Source organism: Acidovorax sp. 100, from assembly GCF_003688355.1.
GTDB lineage: Bacteria > Pseudomonadota > Gammaproteobacteria > Burkholderiales > Burkholderiaceae_C > Acidovorax > Acidovorax delafieldii.
Genome location: NZ_REFD01000001.1, coordinates 2,605,634 through 2,627,692 on the forward strand (window position 1 = coordinate 2,605,634; position 22,059 = coordinate 2,627,692).

General features: G+C 60.6%; 20 protein-coding genes. 9 read left to right on the plus strand and 11 right to left on the minus strand.

Annotated elements, in window-relative coordinates:
• Positions 1-169 precede the first annotated feature (169 nt).
• From C8C96_RS11985 to C8C96_RS12020, 8 genes are all read left to right on the plus strand, one after another.
• Positions 170-1,840 (plus strand): long-chain-fatty-acid--CoA ligase, encoded by a 1,671-nt coding sequence (locus C8C96_RS11985; RefSeq protein WP_233584228.1) that lies wholly within the window; start codon positions 170-172, stop codon positions 1,838-1,840.
• Positions 1,841-1,971: 131 nt separating this feature from the next.
• On the plus strand, positions 1,972-2,931 hold the full coding sequence (locus C8C96_RS11990; protein WP_121942458.1) for a porin: 960 nt from the start codon (positions 1,972-1,974) through the stop codon (positions 2,929-2,931).
• Between the two features lie 271 nt (positions 2,932-3,202).
• A complete protein-coding gene (locus C8C96_RS11995; protein ID WP_158605755.1) occupies positions 3,203-4,489 on the plus strand; it encodes a methyl-accepting chemotaxis protein in 1,287 nt (428 codons plus the stop codon).
• A gap of 56 nt (positions 4,490-4,545) precedes the next feature.
• Positions 4,546-5,607: a PAS domain-containing sensor histidine kinase gene (locus tag C8C96_RS12000; RefSeq protein WP_121942460.1), complete on the plus strand. Its 1,062-nt coding sequence runs from the start codon at positions 4,546-4,548 to the stop codon at positions 5,605-5,607.
• Positions 5,604-6,242 carry a response regulator transcription factor gene (locus C8C96_RS12005; protein ID WP_121942461.1) on the plus strand — a complete coding sequence of 213 codons (639 nt, stop codon included), beginning with the start codon at positions 5,604-5,606 and terminating at the stop codon, positions 6,240-6,242. The genes C8C96_RS12000 and C8C96_RS12005 overlap by 4 nt, the downstream gene beginning before the upstream one ends.
• Positions 6,243-6,634: 392 nt before the next feature.
• On the plus strand, positions 6,635-6,970 hold the full coding sequence (locus tag C8C96_RS12010) for an H-NS family nucleoid-associated regulatory protein (protein WP_121942462.1): 336 nt from the start codon (positions 6,635-6,637) through the stop codon (positions 6,968-6,970).
• A gap of 36 nt (positions 6,971-7,006) precedes the next feature.
• Positions 7,007-8,767, plus strand: coding sequence for an AAA family ATPase (locus tag C8C96_RS12015; RefSeq protein WP_147455672.1), 1,761 nt, complete (start codon positions 7,007-7,009; stop codon positions 8,765-8,767).
• Entirely contained in the window at positions 8,760-9,584 is an 825-nt protein-coding gene (locus tag C8C96_RS12020) for a hypothetical protein (protein ID WP_121942464.1), read from the plus strand. The genes C8C96_RS12015 and C8C96_RS12020 overlap by 8 nt, the downstream gene beginning before the upstream one ends.
• A 447-nt stretch (positions 9,585-10,031) precedes the next feature.
• On the opposite strand, the gene C8C96_RS24855 is transcribed toward C8C96_RS12020, so the two are convergent.
• From C8C96_RS24855 to C8C96_RS12060, 9 genes are all read right to left on the minus strand, one after another.
• Entirely contained in the window at positions 10,032-10,199 is a 168-nt protein-coding gene (locus tag C8C96_RS24855; RefSeq protein WP_158605756.1) for a hypothetical protein, read from the minus strand.
• Positions 10,196-10,549, minus strand: coding sequence for a transposase (locus tag C8C96_RS12025; protein ID WP_121942465.1), 354 nt, complete (start codon positions 10,547-10,549; stop codon positions 10,196-10,198). The genes C8C96_RS24855 and C8C96_RS12025 overlap by 4 nt, the downstream gene beginning before the upstream one ends.
• A 136-nt stretch (positions 10,550-10,685) precedes the next feature.
• Positions 10,686-11,096 (minus strand): hypothetical protein, encoded by a 411-nt coding sequence (locus C8C96_RS12030; RefSeq protein WP_121942466.1) that lies wholly within the window; start codon positions 11,094-11,096, stop codon positions 10,686-10,688.
• On the minus strand, positions 11,089-13,155 hold the full coding sequence (locus tag C8C96_RS12035) for a hypothetical protein (protein WP_121942467.1): 2,067 nt from the start codon (positions 13,153-13,155) through the stop codon (positions 11,089-11,091). The genes C8C96_RS12030 and C8C96_RS12035 overlap by 8 nt, the downstream gene beginning before the upstream one ends.
• Positions 13,152-15,068, minus strand: a complete 1,917-nt coding sequence (locus C8C96_RS12040; protein ID WP_121942468.1) for a hypothetical protein — start codon at positions 15,066-15,068, stop codon at positions 13,152-13,154. The genes C8C96_RS12035 and C8C96_RS12040 overlap by 4 nt, the downstream gene beginning before the upstream one ends.
• Positions 15,061-16,524, minus strand: a complete 1,464-nt coding sequence (locus C8C96_RS12045; RefSeq protein ID WP_147455673.1) for a site-specific integrase — start codon at positions 16,522-16,524, stop codon at positions 15,061-15,063. Before C8C96_RS12045 ends, C8C96_RS12040 begins: the two co-directional genes overlap by 8 nt.
• A 255-nt stretch (positions 16,525-16,779) precedes the next feature.
• Complete coding sequence (locus tag C8C96_RS12050) at positions 16,780-17,052, minus strand: hypothetical protein (protein ID WP_121942470.1); 273 nt, start codon at positions 17,050-17,052, stop codon at positions 16,780-16,782.
• Between the two features lie 37 nt (positions 17,053-17,089).
• Positions 17,090-18,088, minus strand: coding sequence for an FHA domain-containing protein (locus tag C8C96_RS12055; RefSeq protein WP_121942471.1), 999 nt, complete (start codon positions 18,086-18,088; stop codon positions 17,090-17,092).
• A complete protein-coding gene (locus C8C96_RS12060; RefSeq protein ID WP_121942472.1) occupies positions 18,085-19,512 on the minus strand; it encodes a serine protease in 1,428 nt (475 codons plus the stop codon). Before C8C96_RS12060 ends, C8C96_RS12055 begins: the two co-directional genes overlap by 4 nt.
• 99 nt (positions 19,513-19,611) lie before the next feature.
• Between C8C96_RS12060 and C8C96_RS12065 the strand changes: the two genes are divergently transcribed.
• Positions 19,612-20,559, plus strand: coding sequence for a M14 family metallocarboxypeptidase (locus C8C96_RS12065; RefSeq protein ID WP_121942473.1), 948 nt, complete (start codon positions 19,612-19,614; stop codon positions 20,557-20,559).
• Between the two features lie 174 nt (positions 20,560-20,733).
• On the opposite strand, the gene C8C96_RS12070 is transcribed toward C8C96_RS12065, so the two are convergent.
• Entirely contained in the window at positions 20,734-21,447 is a 714-nt protein-coding gene (locus C8C96_RS12070) for a nucleotidyl transferase AbiEii/AbiGii toxin family protein (RefSeq protein WP_121942474.1), read from the minus strand.
• Positions 21,437-21,943, minus strand: a complete 507-nt coding sequence (locus C8C96_RS12075; RefSeq protein WP_121942475.1) for a helix-turn-helix transcriptional regulator — start codon at positions 21,941-21,943, stop codon at positions 21,437-21,439. The genes C8C96_RS12070 and C8C96_RS12075 overlap by 11 nt, the downstream gene beginning before the upstream one ends.
• Positions 21,944-22,059 lie beyond the last annotated feature (116 nt).

The window sequence follows — 22,059 nt, forward strand, 5'->3', positions numbered from 1 at the left end:
CGGCGGCTGTCTGTGGGATTTTTCTGCCCGACACGCCAGGGTTTTCCGCCGTGGACCCGCTCTGCGATATGGATTTATCTGCTCTGCTGCACAGAAATTTCTGGCATCCAGATCGCAGCCCTTTGCCTACGCTCGGCGCACTCTTACAAAAGAACGCCAGGAGACCAGCGTGCAGACACCCCAAGATCGCGTGATCGAGCGCACCCCGTCCGCTTACAGCTACCCATTGCTTATCAAGCAGCTGCTGCACACCCCGCTGGCCAACGCGCCGGATCAGGAGATCGTGTACCGCGATCTGTTTCGAACCACCTACCGGGGTTTTGCGGGCCGCATTGCGCAGCAGGCCCATATGCTGCAGTCGCTGGGTGTGGGGGCGGGTGATGTAGTGGCGGTGATGGACTGGGACAGTCACCGCTATCTGGAGGGCTACTTCGCCGTGCCCATGATGGGGGCCGCGCTGATGATGGTGAACATCCGGCTGTCGAACGAGCAGATCGCCTATGCGCTGGACCACAGCGGCGCCACTACGCTGATGGTGCATGCCGATTTCCTGCCGGTGCTTGAAGTCATTCACCCGCGCCTGCCGCAACTCCAGCGCATCGTGCTGCTGCAGGATGCGCAACCCGCGCAAACGCCGCTGCCGACGGTGGGTGAGTACGAGGCGCTGATGGCTGTGCAGCCTACGGCCTTTGAGTTCCGCGACTTTGACGAAAACACGCTGGCCACCACGTTCTACACCACCGGTACCACGGGTCTTCCCAAAGCGGTGTATTTCAGCCATCGCCAGATCGTGCTGCACACCCTGGCGGCTGCTTCAGGCCTGGCATCCAGCCCGCAGCACCAGCGTTTTCACCGGGGCGACGTGTACCTACCGCTCACGCCGATGTTCCATGTGCACGCCTGGGGCCTTCCATTCGTGGCCACGCTGATGGGGGTCAAGCAGGTGTATCCGGGCCGCTTCCGGCCCGAGCACATCGTGGATCTGGTGGCCCGTGAAGGCGTGACGTTTTCGCACGGTGTGCCCACCGTTTTGCAGATGGTGCTGGCTGCTGCCAAGGGGCGCCGGTTCGATGGCTGGAAGATTGTCTCGGGCGGTTCGGTGATGCCACCCCACCTGTGCCAGGAAGCGCTGGCGCAGGGCATAGACATCTTCACGGGCTATGGCATGTCGGAGACCTGCCCGCTGCTCACGCTGGCGCAGCGCCCTGCGCAGCCGGGCCTGGATGTGCCCGATGACTTCCGCTTGATTGCAGGCTGGAGTGTGCCGCTGGTGGACCTGCGGGTTGTGAATGAATCCCTGCACGCGCTACCCCGCGACGGTAAGGCAGTGGGGGAGGTGGTGGTGCGTGCGCCTTGGCTCACGCAGGGCTATCGGGGCAATGCCGATGCGTCGGAAGCCCTTTGGCAGGGTGGCTACCTGCACACCCAAGACATGGGGCGCATTGATGCGAGCGGCTGCCTGCGGTTGGTGGACCGCATCAAGGACGTGATCAAGACCGGGGGCGAGTGGGTGTCTTCGCTCGACCTGGAGCAGCTCTTGGCCTCCCACCCGGGTGTTGCCGAGGCCGCCGTGGTGGCCGCTCCTTGCGAACGCTGGGGTGAGCGGCCCATCGCCGTGGTGGTGCAACGCCCTGGCAATGGGTCTGCCACCGAGCAGGCCCTGCGAACCCTGGTGCTGGAGCATGCCGAGCGAGGCCTGATCCCCCGCTATGCCGTACCCGACCGCATCCATTTTGTCGAAGCCATCGACAAGACCAGTGTGGGCAAGTTTGACAAGAAAGTCCTGCGCCAGAAATTTGCACAGGCGCCAGCGCACGAACCCCTGACGGCCTTGGCCTGAGGCCGTACCCCCGCGCTGGAGTTCCTGCGCCAGCGGTCCCGGAGGCCCCACGACCCGTGGGGCGCAGCAGGCTGCCCCCTCATTTTTACTTAACCACAACAGATCCCTTTAAGGGAAGGAGACCACACGCCATGATTGCCCGCATCACACTGCCCGCCGCAGCCCTATTGCTTGCCAGCACGTCGGCCTTCGCGCAGTCCAACATCACACTGTCGGGGCGCATCGACCTGAACGTGGGAAAAGACATTGGTGCCGGACAGACGCGCATGGGTACTGGCTCCATGAGCCACCTCACGTTTGCTGGCACCGAGGACCTGGGTGGCGGCATGCTGGCCAGCTTCAAGCTGGCGACCCGGATCAACGCTGACAGTGGTACGACCAACGCACCTGGCGCGGTGCTCAACTCCCCTGCCGGCACCTACTGGACGCAGGAGTCGTCTGTGGCCCTGCGCGGAGGCTGGGGTTCGCTCACGCTGGGGCGGCAGATGACGGCGGCGCTGCTGCCGCAGCTCCTGGTGGACCCCTGGTTCTGGGACAACACCACCAACGGCTTTGCAGCAGGTACAGGCTATATCGGCAACCTTTGGTACAACGATGCAGCCACCTATGCTTACGACACCGGTGCCTTCTCGTTCACGGCGCAGGTGGCTGCAAAGGATGCCAATCCTGGCTGGTCGGGCACACCGCACAAGACGCCGTACTCGTTTGCACTGGCTTATGCACCTGGCCCCTGGCAACTGCGCTTCGGCTACGAGAAGCCCGCCGACGGGCGCTCCAAGCTCGCCACGCTGTTTGGTGGTTATGACTTTGGGGCGTTCACGCTCAATGCCATGGTGGCGGGCGGTACGGACCACACTGATGCCAGCGTACGCACGTGGGCCCTGTCGTCGGTGGTTCCTGTGGGCACGGGCCAGTTCCGAACCAGCTTCGGGCACTACAAGCGCGCCGATGTGGTTGGCTCGCAGAAGTTGGCGCTGGGCTACCACCACCTCCTGTCCAAGCGCACCAGCGTATACACAACCTTCGCGCACGACAGCAAGGCACCCACGCGCAAGAGCGGCTACGAAGTAGGCCTGCAGCACGTGTTCTGAGTGTCAGAACGCTGCTAAGACATGGTTCCCAGAAAAAGGATCGGAACATTCCATGGGGTTGCTCACAGTTTGGAATGATCGTGCTGGTGTGGCAGCGCATGCGCTTGCGGCTTTCTCCGTGGTGGGGGGAGTTGCCGCACTGGCGATGGCGCCGCCAAGCCAGATGCAGCTGGGGGCCATGGCTAGCCTTGTGCTTGTCGGCTGTTGCTATGGTGGGCTGGCCATTCGGTCGGCCCGGAACGCGCACCGTTTGGCGCAGGCGCGCAGGCAGGTGCAACAGTTGGTGGCGGGCGCGCTGGAGGCACCGTCGCAAGATCCGCTCAGTGCAGACCGTGCGGAGCCGCTGCTTCAGGACCTGGCCGCGCTTCAGCAGCGCATGGCTGCCGTGGTGCGCGATGTGCATGCAGGCACATTGGCCATCGCGACATCTTCGGGCCACGTGGGCAGCGACCACACGCGCTTTGCCGCCATGATGAGCACGTTGGCGTCGTCGATAGACGATGTCAACGGCTCCATGGAGCAGTTGGCACCAGCCCTGCAGGCCAATGCCGATGATGCCCAACGGGGGCACCACATAGCCAACGGCGTGCTGGAGCAAGCGAAGCAAGGCGCACAGGTGATCCAACGGCTGGTGGAAACCATGGGCAGCATCACAGGCAGCTCGCGCAAGATTGGCGAGATCATCAGCCTGATCGACAACATCGCGTTTCAGACCAACATCCTTGCACTCAACGCTGCGGTAGAGGCTGCACGAGCGGGAGACGCGGGGCGAGGATTTGCCGTAGTGGCCAACGAGGTGCGCAACCTCGCAACGCGCTCCGCAGCAGCCTCTCGCGAGGTGCGCACCCTCATCGAAGGGTCGGCCCGCAGTGTTGATGCCGGTGCAGAGATGGCCGGACAGACAGGCCGGACCATGGCGGGACTGCTGGACGGCGTACAGCAGGTGGCGAGCATCATCGAGGCCATGGCTACGGCGGTCCGGCAGCAAACGGCAGGCATGCATGCAATTGGTGCGTCCATCGCGGATCTGGATGTGCTGACGCGTCAGAACGCATCGCTCAGTCGCAATGCTGCCGAACCGGTCGCAGCGCTGCACCAGCAGGCGCTGCAACTGGTGCAATCGGTGGCGTCTTTCGACCTGGGAACCCAAGCCCATGCCAGGGCAGATGATGCAAAGGCTCTCGTGCAGCGGGCCGTAGGGATACTACGGAGCCGTGGTGGCGCCGCACTGATTGAACAGGTCAACACCCCTCAGAACGTCGAACTCATCGACCGGGACCTTTACCTAGTGTTGTACTCGACTGACGTTCACTGTGTTGCCCATGGCACTAACACCCGATTGGTCGGTGTAGATGGCCGCAACTTCAAGGATCTGGATGGCAAGCATTTCGTGGCCGAGATCGTTGCTAGCGCACTGCGCCAGGGCAGTGGCCATGTGAGCTACCGCTGGCTGCACCCACTCACGCAGGAGGCCATGACCAAGTCCGCTTACTTTGAACGCCATGGCGACCTGGTGGTGACTTGCGGGTCCTATGTCACCCCCAAGATCACCGCTTGACGCAAGGGCGGCGGCCCCCTACCGTTGCCCTGTATTGATCCCGCCACGACCGAACCATGCAGCCCCAGCCACCACCTCCGAACGCAGATGACTACCTGGACCTGTCATTCAAAGCGATCGTCGAGCAGTCGATCACGGGCATCTACGTCATACAGGATGAAATCTTCGTGTACTCGAACGAGACCTGGGCTCAGTTCTTTGGGCGCAGCCGTTCCGAGATCGTCGGCATGTCGCTGCGCGACCTCGTTCCACCATCGTCCATCGACTACACGCTGAAGATGTACCACCAGCGGATCGCAGGCGAGATCGACAGCGTGCGCTACGTCACCCCAGCCATTCACAAGCAGGGGCGCATTGTGCTGCTTGAAGTGCATGGTTCGCGCATGGCCTACCGGGGCCGACCTGCGGTGATGGGTGTGGGTATTGACGTAACCGAGCAGACGCTGCGCGAAGAAGAGCTGCGCCAAGCGCGCAATGATCTGCAGCAACTGGCTGCCCACATCAACCAGGAGCGCGAGCGCCAGCGGGCCCTGTTCGCGCGTGAGCTGCACGATGTGTTGGGCGGGCTGCTGGCCTCCATCAAGATGAACGCCCAGCGCGTGCAGCGCCGGGTCAACGATTCTGCACTCCAGGAGATCGCGGCGGACCTCATGCACATCACGCGCCAGGCCATCCAGTCGGTGCGGGAGATGTCCGAGGAGTTGAGGCCCAGCGGGCTTGACCACCTGGGGCTGGCCTCGGCTATGCAGCGCGAGCTGCGCCAGTTTGCGGCGCGGCACGCGCTGCAATGCCAGTGGGAGACTTCGGGCACGCTGGAGGGGTTGGAGATCGACCGTGCGACCAGTGTGTTCCGCATCTTCCAGGAGGCCCTGATCAACATTGCCAAACATGCTCATGCTGGAAAGGTGTGGGTGTCCTTGCGGCAGGAGGCGCCCAATCGGCTGTCGCTGGAGATCCGGGATGATGGTGTGGGCCTCGCCGCAGGCCCCCACCGCAGCGATGCGCGAGGCCTGCTTGGCATGAAAGAGCGGGCACGTGAGTTGGGCGGCACCCTGGATCTGCAGTGCGCGCCCGGGGCGGGCACGAGCCTTCACCTTTCAATACCTGTCACGCCATGATCAGAGTCCTCGTTGTTGATGACCACACCATCTTCCGTTCCGGGCTGCGCAAGCTGCTTTCGGACGAGGCTGACATGCGCGTGGAGGACGAAGCGCGCGATGTGGGCGAAATGCTGGCCAAGCTTCGGGGAGCTCCTTTCGAAGTCGTGTTGCTGGATGTGAGCATGGCAGGGCGCAGCGGATTGGAAGCCATGCCGTCGCTTCGCGCAGAGTTTCCGAAGATGCCCGTGCTGCTGCTGTCGATGTACCCGGCCGAGCAGTACGCCGTGGTGGCGCTGCGCGCGGGCGCCAGTGGATATCTCACCAAGGATGCCGAGGCCGAGGAGTTGATCCAAGCCATCCGTGAGGTGGCCGCCGGCAGGCGTTACCTCAGCAGCATCGCGGCTCAGCGGCTACTGCTGCAGACGGCCAGTGCAGACGACGACCAGCCACCGCACCATAAGCTGTCCGCCCGCGAGCACCAAATCATGCTCATGATTGCCCAAGGCATCTCCTTGACTGAAATCGGCAAAAAAATGTTTATCAGCGTGAAGACTGTGAGTTCCAGCCGAACGCGCATTCTTCGCAAGCTCGGCGTGGAAAGCAACGCCGAACTTGTGATGTATGCGATTCGGCACAAGATCGTGCACGGATAGTTCAGACTTCTCTTGGCGCGGATGGTCCGCGCTACCTTTTGACCTTCAGAAGTACCTACCGATTGTTAGCGTTAATCGGGGCGCAATTTGCTCCGCTTTTATGTTGGTCAGTCATCTAGAACGCGCGCTTCGATACCTTGAGGACTGGAAGTAACGCTAGCCCGCTTCAGGCTGGTTGCGGTCCGCCAGACTCGGCGGCGGAAGGACCGCTGTGCCCTCAAAAGCAGGCGTTCAAGTGCTGCGGACCCAGATCTTCTTTGGCATCGGCCCGGTTGGCACTGGGCTAAGTTCAGTTTGGCCCCCCGGGGCTGGCAAAGGCGTGCCGTCAGGCACCGGGGCCAGCGGCCTATACTCGGCGGCCCGCACCTGCGGGCTATGCCACACTGTCGCTGATGGCCACACCTGATTTTTCGAAGCTCTCCTATTCCGAACTCTTCAAGCTCAGTGAGGAGTTGAACCAAAAGATCCAGGCGCAGCGCGTCGAAGAATTGAAAGTGCTTGCCGACGGCTACATCAAGACGACTCAGGCTGCCGGGCTTAGTCTTCAAGAGGTGATCGATGCCTTGCAGCCCTCAAGGTCCACGAAGCGTGCCAGTGTGCCCACCAAGGCGCTCTATCGAGACCCATCGAACCCAGCCAACACATGGATCGAGCGCGGTCTGCCTGCAAAGTGTCTGACTGCGTACGAGGCGCAAGACCGAAGCCGGACCGAGTTCAAAAACCGCTAAGACAGGGGAGGGGCTGTGGCTAAACACGAGGTCTTTGTGTCGAAGGTCGACCCGGTCAGGGAGCGCATACCCGAGCGCAGCGTCGTGTTGACGCCTCGAAATCCTGGCTGGAACGATTTCGGAAACCAGGTAGCTGCAACCATCTCCATCAAGGGTGTGGGTGACAAATTCCTGAGCCTCGATGCCTTCGTGGTTGTGCTCTCGGACAGTCCTGACAAGACGCTCCGACACTCCTTCTCAGGCTGGGTCAGTGAACTCCAAGCTCAGACCACCGAGAGGCTGATCCCGGCCAAGTTCGACGAAAGGGTGTTCCTGACCCTGCTTGACGACGACAAAAGCTATCGAGAACTGGCTGGATGGTGCGAGTCACTTGAGGAACGGTTCTCAATCCTTTTGGCTATCGGTGATATCTGCTTGGCCCGCGTCCACAGTTTTGTCAGCGAAGGGACGCTGGAGAAGGTGCTCGAAGACGACACTTTCACGCTTGGCGTCTTGCGCACGGGATCCGCGTATCGAGCCTTTGCAAAGGGTCCTCGTTACGTGGCCCGGGCGGTGATCCCTTGGAGCACTGATGCTAGGGCAAATATCAAGGTCGATGTCCTCCTGAATGGTTTCCAGGCTCCCCATGTGACGACGCTGGCTTTCACCGGTGCTCAGAGCATGGTGTCAGATCGTGTTCAAGTGCTGATTGGGAAGAACGGCACGGGAAAGAGCCAGCTTCTCAGACAGCTCATCGGATCGCTTGCGTTGCGGGCTGACACCTCTGGTCAGACGGTCTTCCTGGATACGCCCAACGCCGACTTCAGTGCTGCGGCCGCGGAATGGAAAGCGCTTCCCAACTCTGTGCTCGTATTCTCCACTGACCACGAGGACCTGTTGCCACGAAGCGTCCGGCTCGATGCGCCACTCGACTATTGGTACTTCAGCTTTGCGTCTCAAACGGAGCAAATGTCTTCGGTCGCCTCGGCTGCCATGCCGCTGGGCCGTGCAGTCCTCGATCTCATACGAGACGATTCGCTGCTGAACGGGGCGCGGCGTTTTCAGATCTTCGAGAACATCGTCGACCCAGTACTGCCGCTGTCCGTTATTCACTTGCCACTGAAAAGGTTCCCCAAGAAGGTCAGTGGCGCCATCAAAGACGTGGACGGGCATTTGTGGATCCCCTTGTCTGCCGTTCCAAGTGGCGAGCAGGCCCTGCTCTACCTCGCATCCGCAGTGGACCTGACCAGAGACCTGGCATTGATCGACTCGGAAATGCGCCCATTCCCGCCCAGCAGCGGTCAGAGGGTCTATCTGAAGTTTGCAGCACTGTCTCTGTGCGCGATCTCTCAGGCGTCGCTCATCATCCTCGACGAGCCAGAAACCCATCTTCATCCGAACTTCATCTCGGAATTCATGAGTCTTCTGCACGACCTGTTGACGGCCACGAACTCCATTGCCCTAGTCGCTACGCACTCGCCGTATGTTGTGAGAGAGGTCCCTACCTCGTGCGTACACGTGGTAAGCAGAGAAAGCGATACGCCATCTATCGGCTCGGTCCACTTGAAGACGTTGGGAGCGAGCGTGAGCTCCATATCGGATGCCGTGTTTGGCGACGCTGCAGCGACAAAGTTCCATCGCAAGGTCGCGGTTGCGCTGTCTCGCCAAGGGAAAAAAGCATCCACCAATGAGGCTGGACGAGTTTCTTGGCTGCTTGAGAACTTCGGCGAGGAACTGAACGCTGAGATGCTGTCGACCATTCGCTTCCTGATGTCCTCTGACTCGCAGAGCGACTCCGCGGAGGAGCAGGATGCGTAGCATCAAGCTAGCCGATATTTTGGGAAAGAAGGTCGACGACGACGACATCCTCAAAGCTCTAGCACCTCAGATTTCGCTGCCCCCCGCGATCCGCGGCAAGATCCTGTTGTCGTACGCCGAATACCGTCTGAAGAAGGGGAGCAATTCCATCCCGGCGCTCGGCTTGAACGCACCTTGGCCGGATAAGTTTTCGGCGTTATACACCGGTCGTTCTCAGGTTTCGGGTCTGAGCTGGATCGACACGATTGCGAACACTACGCTGTATGGGTACTGCCCGATGTGCGGATCGGAGACGCATAAGACCGTCGATCACTTCTTGCCCCGCAAGCCGTGGGCGGAATTCTCTTTCCTGTCGTTGAACCTGGTTCCCAGCTGCGGGACATGCAATGGCAAGCGAGGCAATCGCGCAAACGCTCCTCATTCGCCGCACCGCGCACTCCACCCTTTCTACGATCACAGGCTGCTCAAGCAGCGGCTGCACATCACAAAGATCTCTCCGCCCTACGCCGCGCCGAAGTTTGAGGCTGACGTTTGCACCTCAGTGTCAGCGAAAAGCAGGCCTCGTGTGACGCATCACCTGGACCAGTCTATTGACGAGGTGGAGTACCAGCAGTTTTGCAACAACCGTTGGTCAGAACTGCGACAGCAGGTGCGTCGCACTTCCACTATTGCGAAGTGGAAGAAGGTCATTCGCGAGCATTGTGATGATGCGATAGCAACCAGCGGTCCCAACAGCTGGCGAACCGCATTTTTCGACGGCATCTTGAAGAACCAAGATGCTGTCCAATGGCTATTCGACAACAGGGCTAAAGCCTGAGCTTCACCTGAAGGACATGCTGACCAGGCTCGGGCTCACACCTTCTGCAGAAATCGGCCAGAAACGGTTGGTCGCACATTAATGGGTTCAGAACGGCTAGCAGACATCCGATGAGGCGGAGTGCGCCTCCCCTCCGATTGTTGTGGCGAGTGAATCGCCCCGGTTTTGAACTGACCCCCAGAAGTTGGACGGTTGCCTTACCGCCTATCAGGCGGTGTTTCTCAGCCGGTATCCCAACGGACTGAGCCCCTGCAGCCGGAGCTTAATGCGCTCGTGGTTGTCCGTAGCGACCCTTGTGCCGGTCATAGACAGTGCGGATCCTGGCCTCCAAGGCGCTTTGCTGGTCGGCGCGCTGGCTCGCCTGGCATTGGTAGTAGAACGTGCTGCGTGGCAGGCCTGCGACCTGCAACAGGTATGCCAATTTATGGTGATGCCTCAACCCGGCAATCAGTCGCGCTTTGTCGGCGCAGCTGATCTCTTCGATCGGATCAAGGCCTGCAATTTTTTTAAATACGCGACCTCCGCGCGCAGTCGGTCGTTCTCTTCCCGCAGGGCTTTCTCCGCATCGGCAACAACTGTGCTCGACGGTGCGGCAGAGCGTCGTTTTGGCTTCATCTTGGGCTGTTCTTCATTCCCGCTCTCGCGCGCCTGCAGGCGGCCTTGATCGAGATTGCGTCGCCAGACCACGACTTGGTGGGATTGCGGATGTCATAGATCGCCGCGACCTGGCGGCTGGAGAGCTGTTCACGATCCTGATGGGACAGTACCTGCAGTTTGAACTGCGCACTGTAGGTGCTGCGCTTGGGGCGCAATCCGTCTATGCCATGCAGGCGGTAGTGGCTCGCCCAAGTGCGGATCTTCTCCTCAGGCACCGACCACCGCCGAGCCAAAAGCTTCGCGCCGCCTTCGCCTGCCAGGAAGCTTCGGACCACTTCCAGCTTGAACTCCGTTTGGTACTTCTTCATATAACCCCTTGAAGTTTGTCCAACTTCTGGGGGTCTGTTCAAAACCGGGGCGATTCAAGCAATGTGTGGCGCCTCATACTGTTGAACCCACCTCCGGCGTGGCAGCATTACAGCGCTTTTAAGAACCGCTATGCATTTACGTTTGTTTTTGTCTTCGTTTTGCATGAATTGATGTCACCTTCTCGCCAGTGAGCTCGGCCTCTTTCTTGGTCCACTCCATGCGTTCATCCCACAACTGCTTGACTAGGCTCTGCTCCCTTGAGAGCGCCTCTAGCCACATCGCCTTGTACCTCGTGGCATCTTCCTTCGCCGCTTTAAGCTTGTTCGTGGCGTCGTTGACTGGCTGAGCCTGTTCGCTAGCAGCCGCATCGATTGCCGCGATCAGTGCCGCAAACACTGGCCGCGACTTCTTGATACTTCCCTTGCCACGCCCAGCTTCCAAGGCCACGCTGTCATTGGTGATCCTTGTTCCCTTACGAATGACCTTATTGGTACTCTTCTTGAGCCTTTCTAAGGCCTCGAAGTATTCAGCTATCGCATTAGACATTCTTGCCTCCCCGACTTACATCCGCACCCGAGGCAGCTTGGTAGGATGCTGCACCTGCAGCAGGTTTTTGCCGCCACTGCAGTTCTGTCGCCTTCAGGATATCCAGCTCCTCACTCTCCATTGCGTACCCGATGGAGTCGGGCTCAAGCCGCCGCACTAACGCGTATTGAAGCTGAATGACCTTGATGATGGCCGAGTGCTTGCCGATCAGGCTTTTGCATGCCTCGGTCACGCAAATGCCTGACGTCAGACGCAGCCCTTTCTGCTTGTCGCAATTGCCCACATGGGTACACCCGCCGAGCGGGTGCGCCTTGTAGGCCATAGTGCCCTGCTTTAGCTGCTTCTTGAGCTCCTTCTCCGACAACACCTCGCCGCGCTCTTTCCTACGGTCATAGTAGATGCCGGCAGGTCCATATAGGGCCTCGTCCGCATTAATCACGTCGCGGGTAAAAGCCAGGAGCTGCGCCTCCTGCTCCCCGTCTTCCCAGTCGAACGCGATGTGCTGGTGTAGCTGCTTTTCGTCTTCCTTAAGGAAGTTCTTGGCGAACGTGCTGCCGCGACCATAGTAGGAGCCCATTTCATCTGCGAGGTGCTTCAACTGACGGCGGAGTGTGGATGACTTCACCAGACCACTGGCATTCGCATATAGAGCCAACGAGCGGCGCAACTGGTGGGACTTGAGACTCCAACGCTTGCCGAATGCGAACTCTGGATCAGTGGACCAATCCCGAAATGGCTCGATGGCGTCCAGTTCCTCTATGTCCTCAAGTTCGATGACTGGGAGTAACCTGTCCTGAACTATGTCGGGCATCACTAGGATATGAAGATTCTGACTCGGCCTAAATCCCCCATTGATTGACTCCTGCAGCTTCTTCCAAGGCAGGAAACCAGTGGAGACGAACAAGGGATATTTTCCCTTGTCAGATTCCGTCGCGGTTGGCTTGACACCCAGCACGCCGTAGATCATGTCAGCCACCTGCTGCGCCACCCTGATGGCGCGGAAGCCCTGCTGATCTGTGGTCACCCAGCGCGCCCATGTGTTGCGTCCACCATTGAGCTTGGTAGTAGTTCCAACAATCCATGCTGTCTTGTGACCTTGGCCAAGCTCTTCGAATTTCATGCAGTAGTAAGGCAGAGACTGCACCTCTTGGAAGCGCATGCCACTGAATGTGTGTATCTGGATCTTCGCGATGCGTTGCCAGTTTGTCAGCAAGCCCGACAGCCCTTGTGTTGAGTGCTCGCACCCATAATGGGTCAGCAAGGCTTTCAACCGGTGATTTTCAACGAGTACAGTGCCGAAGGAATTGCCTATCGTGCGGCACTTAGCATTGTCTTGGTACAGTTTATCTGTCTCTTGCACGGCCTTCTGGATCAAACTGATATGGGCTTCGATGGTCTCTATCTCGACTTCAAGTGCATTGATGAGGTGCGCGTAGATCCGCGTCGGCAAGGGCTCGTGCTGCTTGTGGCTCTTCTGGTAATCGAGAGCTCGCTGGCCCAAGTTTCTCCATTCCCTTGGCGTTGGAATTTCAAAGCCCAGTTCTGTCCTCGGGTCCAGTCCTTGCAGGAAGAAAATCCAGTTTCTTAGCACTATGCATTGGTAGCCACGAACTTCAGCAATATACGCGTCCAAGCCCTCGGTCTTCTCCAGGATCTCGCGAACCGAGCAGTCGCGCGCCTCCGCAAATTGGGCCATATCCCGTAGCGCCAATTGCAATCCAACGAGATGTTTAACGTTCAAAATGCGTTCCGCGCGATATATTCGCAGAAACATCAGATACTGGATTTCCCTGATGCGGGCCATGCGCTCAGGCGTCATTTCATTGACATGTGAGGGACTCCGCGTGTCTCGCCAGTACCAGAATCCGATCTGCGTGGTTTTCTTCTTCGGGTGGTAGCAGGTCATGTCCCATACGAAGTGACCCACGAGGGACAGGGGTTTGCCATTGGCATCTCGGCTGATCACGTGATCCAGCGGAAGGCATACGCACGACTGGTTCCACGCATCAGGGATATGGGCACCGATCGGCAGTTCCAATTGAGAGACAAGAGTGCTCACAACACCCCCAGTTCCAGAAACAACTGGTACTTGTCCGCAAAGTACGGCGTCAGGTTGCCGTTCTCGTAGACATCTTTCTTGACCCGATCCACGGTTTCTGCACAACCCTCGAACGCGGCCAGTTTGCCTAAGTCCTCTTCACACTTCATGATCAGTGGCAGATATTCGGCGTGCGATTGTGATCCGTGAATCAGCCGACGCATGAGGAAGGCGGCGCTGGCAACCTTCCTTGCATCACCTTCGCCCGCGACCAGTACACGCTTGGAACAGAACAGGCACCCAGTCTTGCATGTCGGCGCCAAAGGTGGATCTTCAAACAGCGGCCGTGGTTGTCCGAAGGAACTGCATACGCCACCCTCATTCAGGGTCTTCGCCCCCTCGGCAACATTGGCGGCGCTGACGACCATAGTCTGGGCCTTCTGCGCGATCTTCTCCAAGACCATGGTCATCTCGACCACCTGGTCTGCCACAGTTCCGGCGTTGTAGTTCCTGAGGGTGGTCGCCGTGGCGTTCTGAAGTACCTTAGCCGTCACCGACGCATCATGGTGGCTGATGAACCATGCGGAGACTGTCGCTCGGATCTTTCGTGAAGTGATTTGAGGTAGTTCTGGATCAATGCGGCGCATCATGAGGTACGAGCTCTGAAGGAACTGAGGATCTCCCTTGCCTGGTGTTTGCGTATAGGTAATTCCCCGGGCGAGAAACAAGTAGGGACAGGCGACTCCATTAAGTGTGTACCGTCGCAGTTCCATGAACCGACGCAAGGTGGGCATGAACCCCACGGGCACGACGACGTCCACTTCCTTGCCACCTGCTCGCCACTTGATGACACGGTACCCTTGGTTGGCCGTACCATCACTGATGGCACCATCCGACTCGATGTCGAGAAAAGTCTGAAGGTTCACCCCTGTGTGAGCGAGAAATAAGAACCCAAACGAATCGAACGCAACACTTGCGAGTCTCAATCGGAAATAGGAACGGCTGTTAATGTTTGCGGCATTCAGGGTTCTTTGCGTCAGCTCAATTTGACGTCTTGCCCAGAAGCGCTTTGCGTGCTCGGTCTTGCCTTGGAAACACGGCCAGATAGCATCCTCTGTCGCCAGCCGCCCGTTGCGGTAGTCGTAGACCTTGCGGTGGGCTTCAGGCGCTCCTTGGCGCTTAGGCGATTGGAACCACTGCGAATTAGGAAACACCCAAAGATAGTTTTGTTCCCAATCGAGACTGGCTGGCATTTGCAAGCGGTATGGGAAGGGCTTTTGCTCCAGGACCAGATCCGTCAAGCCCTTGAATAAGGCCTCATTGATCGCCAGCGCATGTGCGAAGTCGTGCAGATTTGCGGGTTCCGTACCGAGGGATTCCCTGCCGTTTTTCCGCACCAGTCGAATCCCCTTGGCCAGGTCCGTGAGACCGGTCAACGCTTCCAGAAGCTTGAGGTTGTATGTCTGTTTTTGAAATGCATTGGTGCTACCGAATAGCTGCCTGCGGTAGCCGTCCTCCACATCCGCAGCATAGAGCCGGTACGCGTCATAGGTGTTGGCACCGCCTGCCAGGCATTGGACATGGCCGTTGCGGTCAGCCCAATCCATCAGATTCTTCAAAAATTCGCAGTGCGCATGGACCGTATAGGGACGCAGTCCCCCCACCGTGAGGAACTTGGACAGTGTCCTGATCAAACCCAGCACCTGGGGAACGCGGTGATTCTGGAAGCTTTGCAGCGTGACTTCCGCACTACGATTGGCTTTGCGCTTCTTGGGTGACCGAGAGGCGTAGCAGTAGGCGCCAATGTCATGTACATGTCCTGCAACTCGGACCATGACTCGCTCGGGATGCAGAAGCCGTGCACCGTCCGGCAACGGCAAGTCCACAATCTCAACCTTCCGTTCGACAAACTTGCTGGGCGAGTTCTCACTCATCCGAACCTCCCAAAGAGTTGGCACCCGCGATCCAGGCCTGCACCTGCTGACCGTACCCGTCGACGGCTGCGTAAATCATTTGTATCCGGCTGCGGTAGTTCAGATACCGCTCAGTGGTCTGCAGACTGGAATGCCACATCAGTTCTTGTACCGTGCCCAGTACTGTGCTCAGGGTGATCTCTCCCTTCTGCACGCAGGGCATCATGAGATCCACGCAGTTCATGCCAAAGGTCGCTCGCAGATCATGGATCTTGAAGTGGAACTGCGGATCGTGGCGTTCACGGATTGCAGGAAGCAAACGGTCCGACACGAACTTGCGAACCGTTCCACCATCGCACAGGTAACTGCTCTTGTGCTCAGGGTCAAATACTTGTGCATCGTCCTTGCCCAAGTAGTAAGGCTGGCCCCTATTGGTGAGAAACAGATATTGGTTCTGGTGATCTCCCCCCTTTGCGCCACGACGACGAGTCTTGGCGCGATCGCTGTACGCGTAAGTTTGCATGGCTTCGAACAATGCCAGAGGAATCTGCAGAATTCCGTTCTTGCCACCCTTGGTGTCGATCCGCGTCCCTGGTCCGCACTTCAACTTGACAACCTTCTGCCCACCGACCAAGCGACAACCAAAGGCATGCGGATGCCCGAGGAAAAATCCGACCCTCAACGTACAAGCGGTTTGTATGCGCGCGCCGGTAGCAAGCATGAACCAGTGCAGCAGATACATCTCCGTGTTCCCGATTGCCAACAGGGCATCAAGTAGCCACCCCTGCTCAGCAGACGTGAGGGGCCGGAGTTCACCACCGTCCAGAATCGTCTCCCGAAAGGCATCACTGGCTTTGGGGGCCTGTATGCGCAGGTCCGTCGTCGCCACGTTCTCGACGACTTGGGCCCCATATTTGGTCTTGAAGGCCAGACTCACTTGTCTCGCCTTCCAGGCAGGATGTTCAGGTATGAAGTACTCAGCCTTAGCAAGAAACTTGTAAAAGTCGATCACCGTCTGCATGCGGTGCGCGGCTGTGCTTGCCGCCAATACACCCAAGAAGACCTGGTTCTTGAGGTGACCGTAGTACCGGTATGTCACTCTCTCCTGCATGTTCTGTGGAAAGTGAAACAGAAGATCCTGCCTTTGCTGGGCATCAAGCCAGTGCCGATAGGCGCCGAGGTCGTCCGCTAGGGCGTGGTACGTCGCCATCTCAGGCCGTTTTACCTCTTGAACTTGCTCAAGCAGGTAAACCGTCGCTAAGTCCCACGGCCGCCACTTTGAGTCCAACGTGAACGCAAACAGGTTCCATGCACTGGCTTGGTCGGAGGAGGATGGGCGGTAGTGATATGCGTTACAGGAGCTCTCACTAGGGTTATCACAGAACCGCCGCTCGACAGCTCCTGCTTTGTCAAACTCACACTCTCGGGTCAGTTGAAATGCAGGCACAACAACTTTACGGGGTACCGCGTGCTTCATGAACAACCCCCAGAGTTGAGTCCGCCCGCCATGGAACATGTATCTGTCCACACCGCGCCGGTGTGGGCAACACTGCGAGTGCGTGGGTTTCCCATCGCTCCCCGGCACTGACGCGGTTGACATGGACAAGTGCAAACACTTGCCCATCGCACCCGATCCCACTAATTCGTAGTGGAGAAGCCGAAACAAAAAGAATGAATGTCTGTACTTATTCCAATGTACTGAGCGCCACTCAAGTTGTCAATTTTGATCTAACTACCGTGTCGCTTCAAATCCGGAACAACTCCCATGTCCCTCGTACAAGTCCGGCAGCAGCCGCAGGCCGTACTGCGTCACAAACCGGTTGGCCTGGATGCCCGCCTTGTGCTTGTCAAACCGCACATCCGGGTCCAGCCCCGTCATGCCCACGTACACGCAGGGTTTGCCGTCGATGTAGCCGGGGTTGCACTTGCGAAAGCGCGGCTCCAGCAGCACGTCTTTGGAGAGCTCGACCACGTAGACGTGGTGGTGGGGCTTGCGGCGGCGCATGGGGCAATGGCAGGGTAGAAGCAGGCCGTCTGGTCGCCTACTCGTCGTCCTCGTCCGCCAGCCCGTCATCCCGCAGGCGCCGGTCCAGCTTGCCGCGCAGCGCATCGGCGTCTTGCAGGAACTGGTCCACCGGCACCGCAGGGGCCACGCGCAGGGCGGGCGGGAACAGGCTGCTCATGTACAGCTCGTTGCCCAGCCGCATGCGGTTGAGCCACTGCGCGCCCAGCCACGACGGCACACCCAGCAGCACCACAGCCGCCATGGCCCAGGCCAGGCCCACGCGGCGGCGGGGCAGCACGGTGGCCAGGTGGGCGTACAGCGCGCCGGCCAGCACCAGCACCATCAGCACCGGGGCAAACCGCGACAGCGACTCCAGCGAGAACGTGAACGCCGTCAGATAGCTCAGCAGTTGCATCGCGTCGGCCACCAGCACTGCGGCGCATGCGATGCGCACGTGGCGCCAGAACCGCAGCTGGCTGCCGAACAGCTTGTTGGCCACGGACCACAGACCCGCCCAGGCCCCCACGACCGCCAGCGTGGTCAGCAGCAACAGGGGCAGCGACTTCAGGTATTGCGCAGCGTCGCGCGCCTCCAGCCACGACTCTCCCAGTCCGGCTAGCAGCACCAGCACCGCCAGCGCGGCCGTGGTGCCCACCGTGCGCCACGGAAACTGCGGCAGCGCCTGCTCCTCGGCAATGGGAGCATCGGCCAGGCGCAGATGGATGTGGGTGTGGCCCAGGTCGATGGGCATGCCATCGAGCCAGTCAAAGCGTTCGCCCTGGGCATGCTGCTTGCGCTGCAGGCGTGCGCCGTTGCGTGTCTCCAGCACCTCCACCTGCACGGTGCGCGGCTCGTCCACCGCGCGGTCAATGCGCAGGTGGCGGGGCGCCACAAACGGGTCGTCCAGCACCAGGTCGCAGTCCAGCGCGCGGCCCACCGTCACGGGCCAGCGGGTGATGGGCGCACGCGCCAGCAGCGCACCGTGGCGGTCAAACGCCTCGATCAGCCCCAGGGTGGTGGTTGGCATCGCGCTCATGGTGCGGCCTCCCAGCGAAAGGCCTTGAGGTAGTGGCTGGCCAGCTTCATGCCGTTGTCAAACGCAATGCCTTGCACATCCAGGCGGCCCAGCACGCCCCGTGTGGGCTGGTTGACCGAGGTGGCCAGCACCGTCATGTTGTACAGGCCGGTCAGCTTGCGGTAGGCCGACAGGCACACCACCGCACGCAGCGGCACGGTGCCGGGGTCCACAAACCGCTCGGTGCACTCGGCCGCCGTCTGGTGGCGGTTGCCGCGCACGGGCAGGCGCTCATTCGCAAAACTTTGCGAGTACATGCGGGCAAACCGGGCTGCGCCCAGCGTGGGCGCGTTGTAGGCCTCGTAAGACAGGCGCACCGCGCCGGTGCTGAAGTCGCCCGCCACCACATCGCTGTCGGCCTGGCACTGCGTGCGCTCCAGGTTCAGCCCCGGGAAGGCCGGGTCACGCCCCGATCCCCAGCACCGCGCCAGCGCATCGTCGGGCACGGGCAGCCGGTAGTTGCCGTGGCGCTGCTCGCGAAAAGGCGCTTTCAAAAACCGGTCCGTCAGCAGTTGCTGGTGCTCCATCAGCTGCCGCGTCATCTCGGCATGTGCGGCCTGCGTGATGGGCTGGGCGTTGGCTGCGCGCTGCACCAGCGCCTGCGCAAACTCGGCCGGTATCAAGAAGCTCACCTGCTCGCCATCAAGCCGCTTGGCGACGTTGACGCCAAGCACCCGGCCTGCGTCGTCCACGGCGGGGCCACCGCTCATGCCGGGGTTGAGTGCGCCGCCAAAAAAGATGCGCGGGTAAAAGCTGCGCTTGACCAGCCCGTTGTAGGTGCCCTCGGTCACCGCAAAGCCGATGTCCAGGGGGTTGCCCAGCGAGTAGATGCGCTCGCCCTGCGCCAGTGGGTCGGTGGTGGGCCGAAAGCCCAGCACCGGCGCCGCTGCCGTGCGCCCCTTGGCGCGCAGCACGGCCAGGTCGCGCTGCACGTCAAACGCCAGCAGCTCCACCTCGCCCTCCTGCCCCTCCATCGTCACGTACACGCCCCGGTAGCGCTCGGGCTCCAGCGCCAGCTGGCTGGCCACGTGAAAGTTGGTGACGATCAGCCCATCGGCCGACACAAAAAAGCCCGAGCCAATCGACGCCTGCGTGTTGGCGTTGCGCAGCAGCGTGCGGATCTGCACCAGCTTGTCGCGCGACAGCTCGTAAATGCGCCGGGCATCGCGCGACAGCAGGGCCGCATCGGCCGCTGTGGGCGCGGCGGTTGTAGCGCCCCCCGGTGTGGGTGTTGTGCCATCCACAGGGGCACTGCCTGCCGGGCGCGTAGCCGGGGTGCTGGCAGTTGCGGGTTGGGGGGCGGGCTGTGCGTGCGCCAGCGCACACAGCAGCAAAAGCAGCGACGAGGTCGCCAGCCGCAAGGGCCGAATCGAAGGGAAGGGCATCGCGGTATTCTATGAACGCCCTGCGACAAGCCGTTTGATGTTGTCCTTTCCGTCGGCCCTGTTTGCAACCATTCACCCGCCACTCCATCCCACGCACCCATGCAACCCACCCACACCTATCCCATCGGCACACCCGGCCAAGCCTGGGGCGCGGCAGAACGCGACCAGTGGCGCGCACGCCAAGTGCGCCAGCGCAGCTACGCCGACGACGTGCTCACAGCCATCGAGGCGCTGCGGGGCCGGTTGGACGTGGAGATGTATGGCGACGTGATTTATGCTGACGCGCAGCACCCGGCAGAGCGCTTTCCCCTGCGGGCCCTGCGCAGCCGCGAGTGGCAGCCCGGCCTGCCCACCGTGCTGGTGACCGGCGGGGTGCACGGCTACGAGACCAGCGGCGTGCACGGCGCACTGCGGTTTGCGGACACGCAGGCCGAGCGCTTTGCCGGCCGCGCCAACTTGCTGGTGGTGCCGTGTGTGAGCCCCTGGGCGTACGAGCGGTTTCAGCGCTGGAACTTCGACGCCATCGACCCCAACCGGTCGTTCCGCGATGGCTCGCCCGCGCAGGAGTCCGCCGCCCTCATGCGCCTGGTGGCACAGCACCAGGCCCAATACGGCCTGTTTGCCGCCCACATCGACCTGCACGAAACCACCAACACCGACGAGTCCGAATACCGCCCCGCCGTCGCCGCACGCGACGGCAAGGTGTTCGAGCCCGGCAGCATCCCTGATGGCTTCTACTTGGTGGACGACGCCGACAACCCCCAGCCCGCCTTCCAGCAAGCCATCATCGATGCCGTCAGCCGCGTGACCCACATTGCGCCTGCGGACGACAAGAATGAAATCATCGGCACGCCCGTGGTGGCCCAAGGTGTCATCCACTACCCGATGAAGCAGTGGGGCCTGTGCGCGAGCATCAGCGGCGCGCGCTACACCACGACGACGGAGGTCTACCCCGACAGCCCCCGCGCCACGCCCGAGCAGTGCATTGAGGCGCAGGTGGCGGCGGCTTGTGCGGCGGTGGAGTTTGTATATGCGGAGGCGAGGTAGCGCTGTTGGCTGGCCGTTTTAGCGCCAAAGAGGCTTGTAGCGCTAGAGGCATACGTGCGAGCAGCTACTAAAGGCGTAGCAGATTTGTTTTGAAAGCTGTGCGCTCGCAAGCGGCTTGTGCAGCGCCTTGGCTCCGCGAGCTGCTACAGCGTCTCGAAATCACAGGGGCCCATGTCACGCGTCAGGCACCACGCGCCGCAACGCCCGCACCTTTTGCCACAGCACCGCCTTGGGCATTTGCATGGCCATGGCCTGCATGCAGCGTTCCAGCCAGCCGGTGCGGTTGTGCAGCCGGTCAATCGCCTTGCCCAAGTCGCGTGCCACCGAGGGGCCATAGGCCTCGGTGGCTTTTGCCAGCGCGGCGCGCAATGCGGGCAGTTGCAAGTTCATCATGGCCAGGTCAATCACGTCGCGGCTGAAAACACCATCGTCGGCTTGCCGGTCCGAGTTGGCCAGCAGCTTTGATGCCGCCAGGTCGAGGGATGTCAGGGTGCTTACGCCGCACAGGGTGTCGACAGGACCTGGTGCTTCCAGTGCGATGCGAGCCTCGCGCACGACTTCCAGCTTGATTGCCTGCCCATCCATCTGCACCTGGGTGCGAATGCCGTACTGGTCGGCCCGGATCTCGCGCAGCGCCACCAGAGGCGGGGCGTGCAGGTGCGTGATGGTGGCCAGCCCATCGGGGCCGGTCAGCAAATGGCGCAACTCCCTGTAGCCCGCCGCGTCAGACACCAAAAAATCAATATCTACCGACTCGCGGTATTCGCCATGGCGCAGCGCAATGCATGTGCCGCCCCCAAACAGGCAGCCATGCTGCACAAGCGTTTCGCCGTTCAGTGCGCTCAGCACATGCGCAATGCGCTGGTGGTGCGGGCGTTCAAACTGCATCGCTGGCCCCTGTGCTTTGGGCTGTGGGCTGCAGCGCTAGCCGCAGGGCATCCAGCAGCGCTCTTTCGTGGGTGGGCATGGCTTCCATGTCCAGGTGTCGCGCATTGCGTTCATAGATGCCCAGCGCTTCGGCAGGCGTGAGGGTGTCCGTGCCGTGCACCTGCCACGCCAACGCACGCAGTTGCGGGTAGTCCGCCAGCGCCACCCGCGCCGGAATCCACCCAGCGCGGTCGGGCGCCGTAGCGGGCGGCTCTTGCGTGCCCTTGTGTGCTTGCAAATCCATGCCCAGCGCCGCCATGGCATTGCACCACGCACCCATCGTCACCGAGGGCTCGCCCTTTTCAATGCGGTGCAGCGTCACCCGCGACATCCCTGCCGCCTCTGCCGTCACCGTCGCGCTCAGCCGCAGGGCCTTGCGTCGGGCACGAATCTGCTCACCCAACGCTTGCAGCCGGGCCGTGCACTGTTCGGGGAGGATGGGGGCGGGTGATGGCATAGTGCTTCTCATTATTTGCAAAAATGCGTACTTGTCAAATATGAGAAACAATTTTAATATATTGGCTATGAAGGACGCCGAAGTGCGATGGGCTCAACATTTATGAGTCAAATCTG

What these genes read in the sequence shown, in the direction of transcription:
- C8C96_RS12075 (WP_121942475.1), bottom strand. Translation starts at nt 21,943, where the DNA reads ATGCCATCACCCGCCCCCATCCTCCCCGAACAGTGCACGGCCCGGCTG.
- C8C96_RS12070 (WP_121942474.1), bottom strand. Translation starts at nt 21,447, where the DNA reads ATGCAGTTTGAACGCCCGCACCACCAGCGCATTGCGCATGTGCTGAGC.
- C8C96_RS11990 (WP_121942458.1), top strand. Translation starts at nt 1,972, where the DNA reads ATGATTGCCCGCATCACACTGCCCGCCGCAGCCCTATTGCTTGCCAGC.
- C8C96_RS12050 (WP_121942470.1), bottom strand. Translation starts at nt 17,052, where the DNA reads ATGCGCCGCCGCAAGCCCCACCACCACGTCTACGTGGTCGAGCTCTCC.
- C8C96_RS12060 (WP_121942472.1), bottom strand. Translation starts at nt 19,512, where the DNA reads ATGCCCTTCCCTTCGATTCGGCCCTTGCGGCTGGCGACCTCGTCGCTG.
- C8C96_RS12020 (WP_121942464.1), top strand. Translation starts at nt 8,760, where the DNA reads ATGCGTAGCATCAAGCTAGCCGATATTTTGGGAAAGAAGGTCGACGAC.
- C8C96_RS12040 (WP_121942468.1), bottom strand. Translation starts at nt 15,068, where the DNA reads ATGAGTGAGAACTCGCCCAGCAAGTTTGTCGAACGGAAGGTTGAGATT.
- C8C96_RS12065 (WP_121942473.1), top strand. Translation starts at nt 19,612, where the DNA reads ATGCAACCCACCCACACCTATCCCATCGGCACACCCGGCCAAGCCTGG.
- C8C96_RS12010 (WP_121942462.1), top strand. Translation starts at nt 6,635, where the DNA reads ATGGCCACACCTGATTTTTCGAAGCTCTCCTATTCCGAACTCTTCAAG.
- C8C96_RS12025 (WP_121942465.1), bottom strand. Translation starts at nt 10,549, where the DNA reads ATGAAGAAGTACCAAACGGAGTTCAAGCTGGAAGTGGTCCGAAGCTTC.
- C8C96_RS12030 (WP_121942466.1), bottom strand. Translation starts at nt 11,096, where the DNA reads ATGTCTAATGCGATAGCTGAATACTTCGAGGCCTTAGAAAGGCTCAAG.
- C8C96_RS12055 (WP_121942471.1), bottom strand. Translation starts at nt 18,088, where the DNA reads ATGAGCGCGATGCCAACCACCACCCTGGGGCTGATCGAGGCGTTTGAC.
- C8C96_RS12000 (WP_121942460.1), top strand. Translation starts at nt 4,546, where the DNA reads ATGCAGCCCCAGCCACCACCTCCGAACGCAGATGACTACCTGGACCTG.
- C8C96_RS12045 (WP_147455673.1), bottom strand. Translation starts at nt 16,524, where the DNA reads ATGAAGCACGCGGTACCCCGTAAAGTTGTTGTGCCTGCATTTCAACTG.
- C8C96_RS12005 (WP_121942461.1), top strand. Translation starts at nt 5,604, where the DNA reads ATGATCAGAGTCCTCGTTGTTGATGACCACACCATCTTCCGTTCCGGG.
- C8C96_RS24855 (WP_158605756.1), bottom strand. Translation starts at nt 10,199, where the DNA reads ATGAAGCCAAAACGACGCTCTGCCGCACCGTCGAGCACAGTTGTTGCC.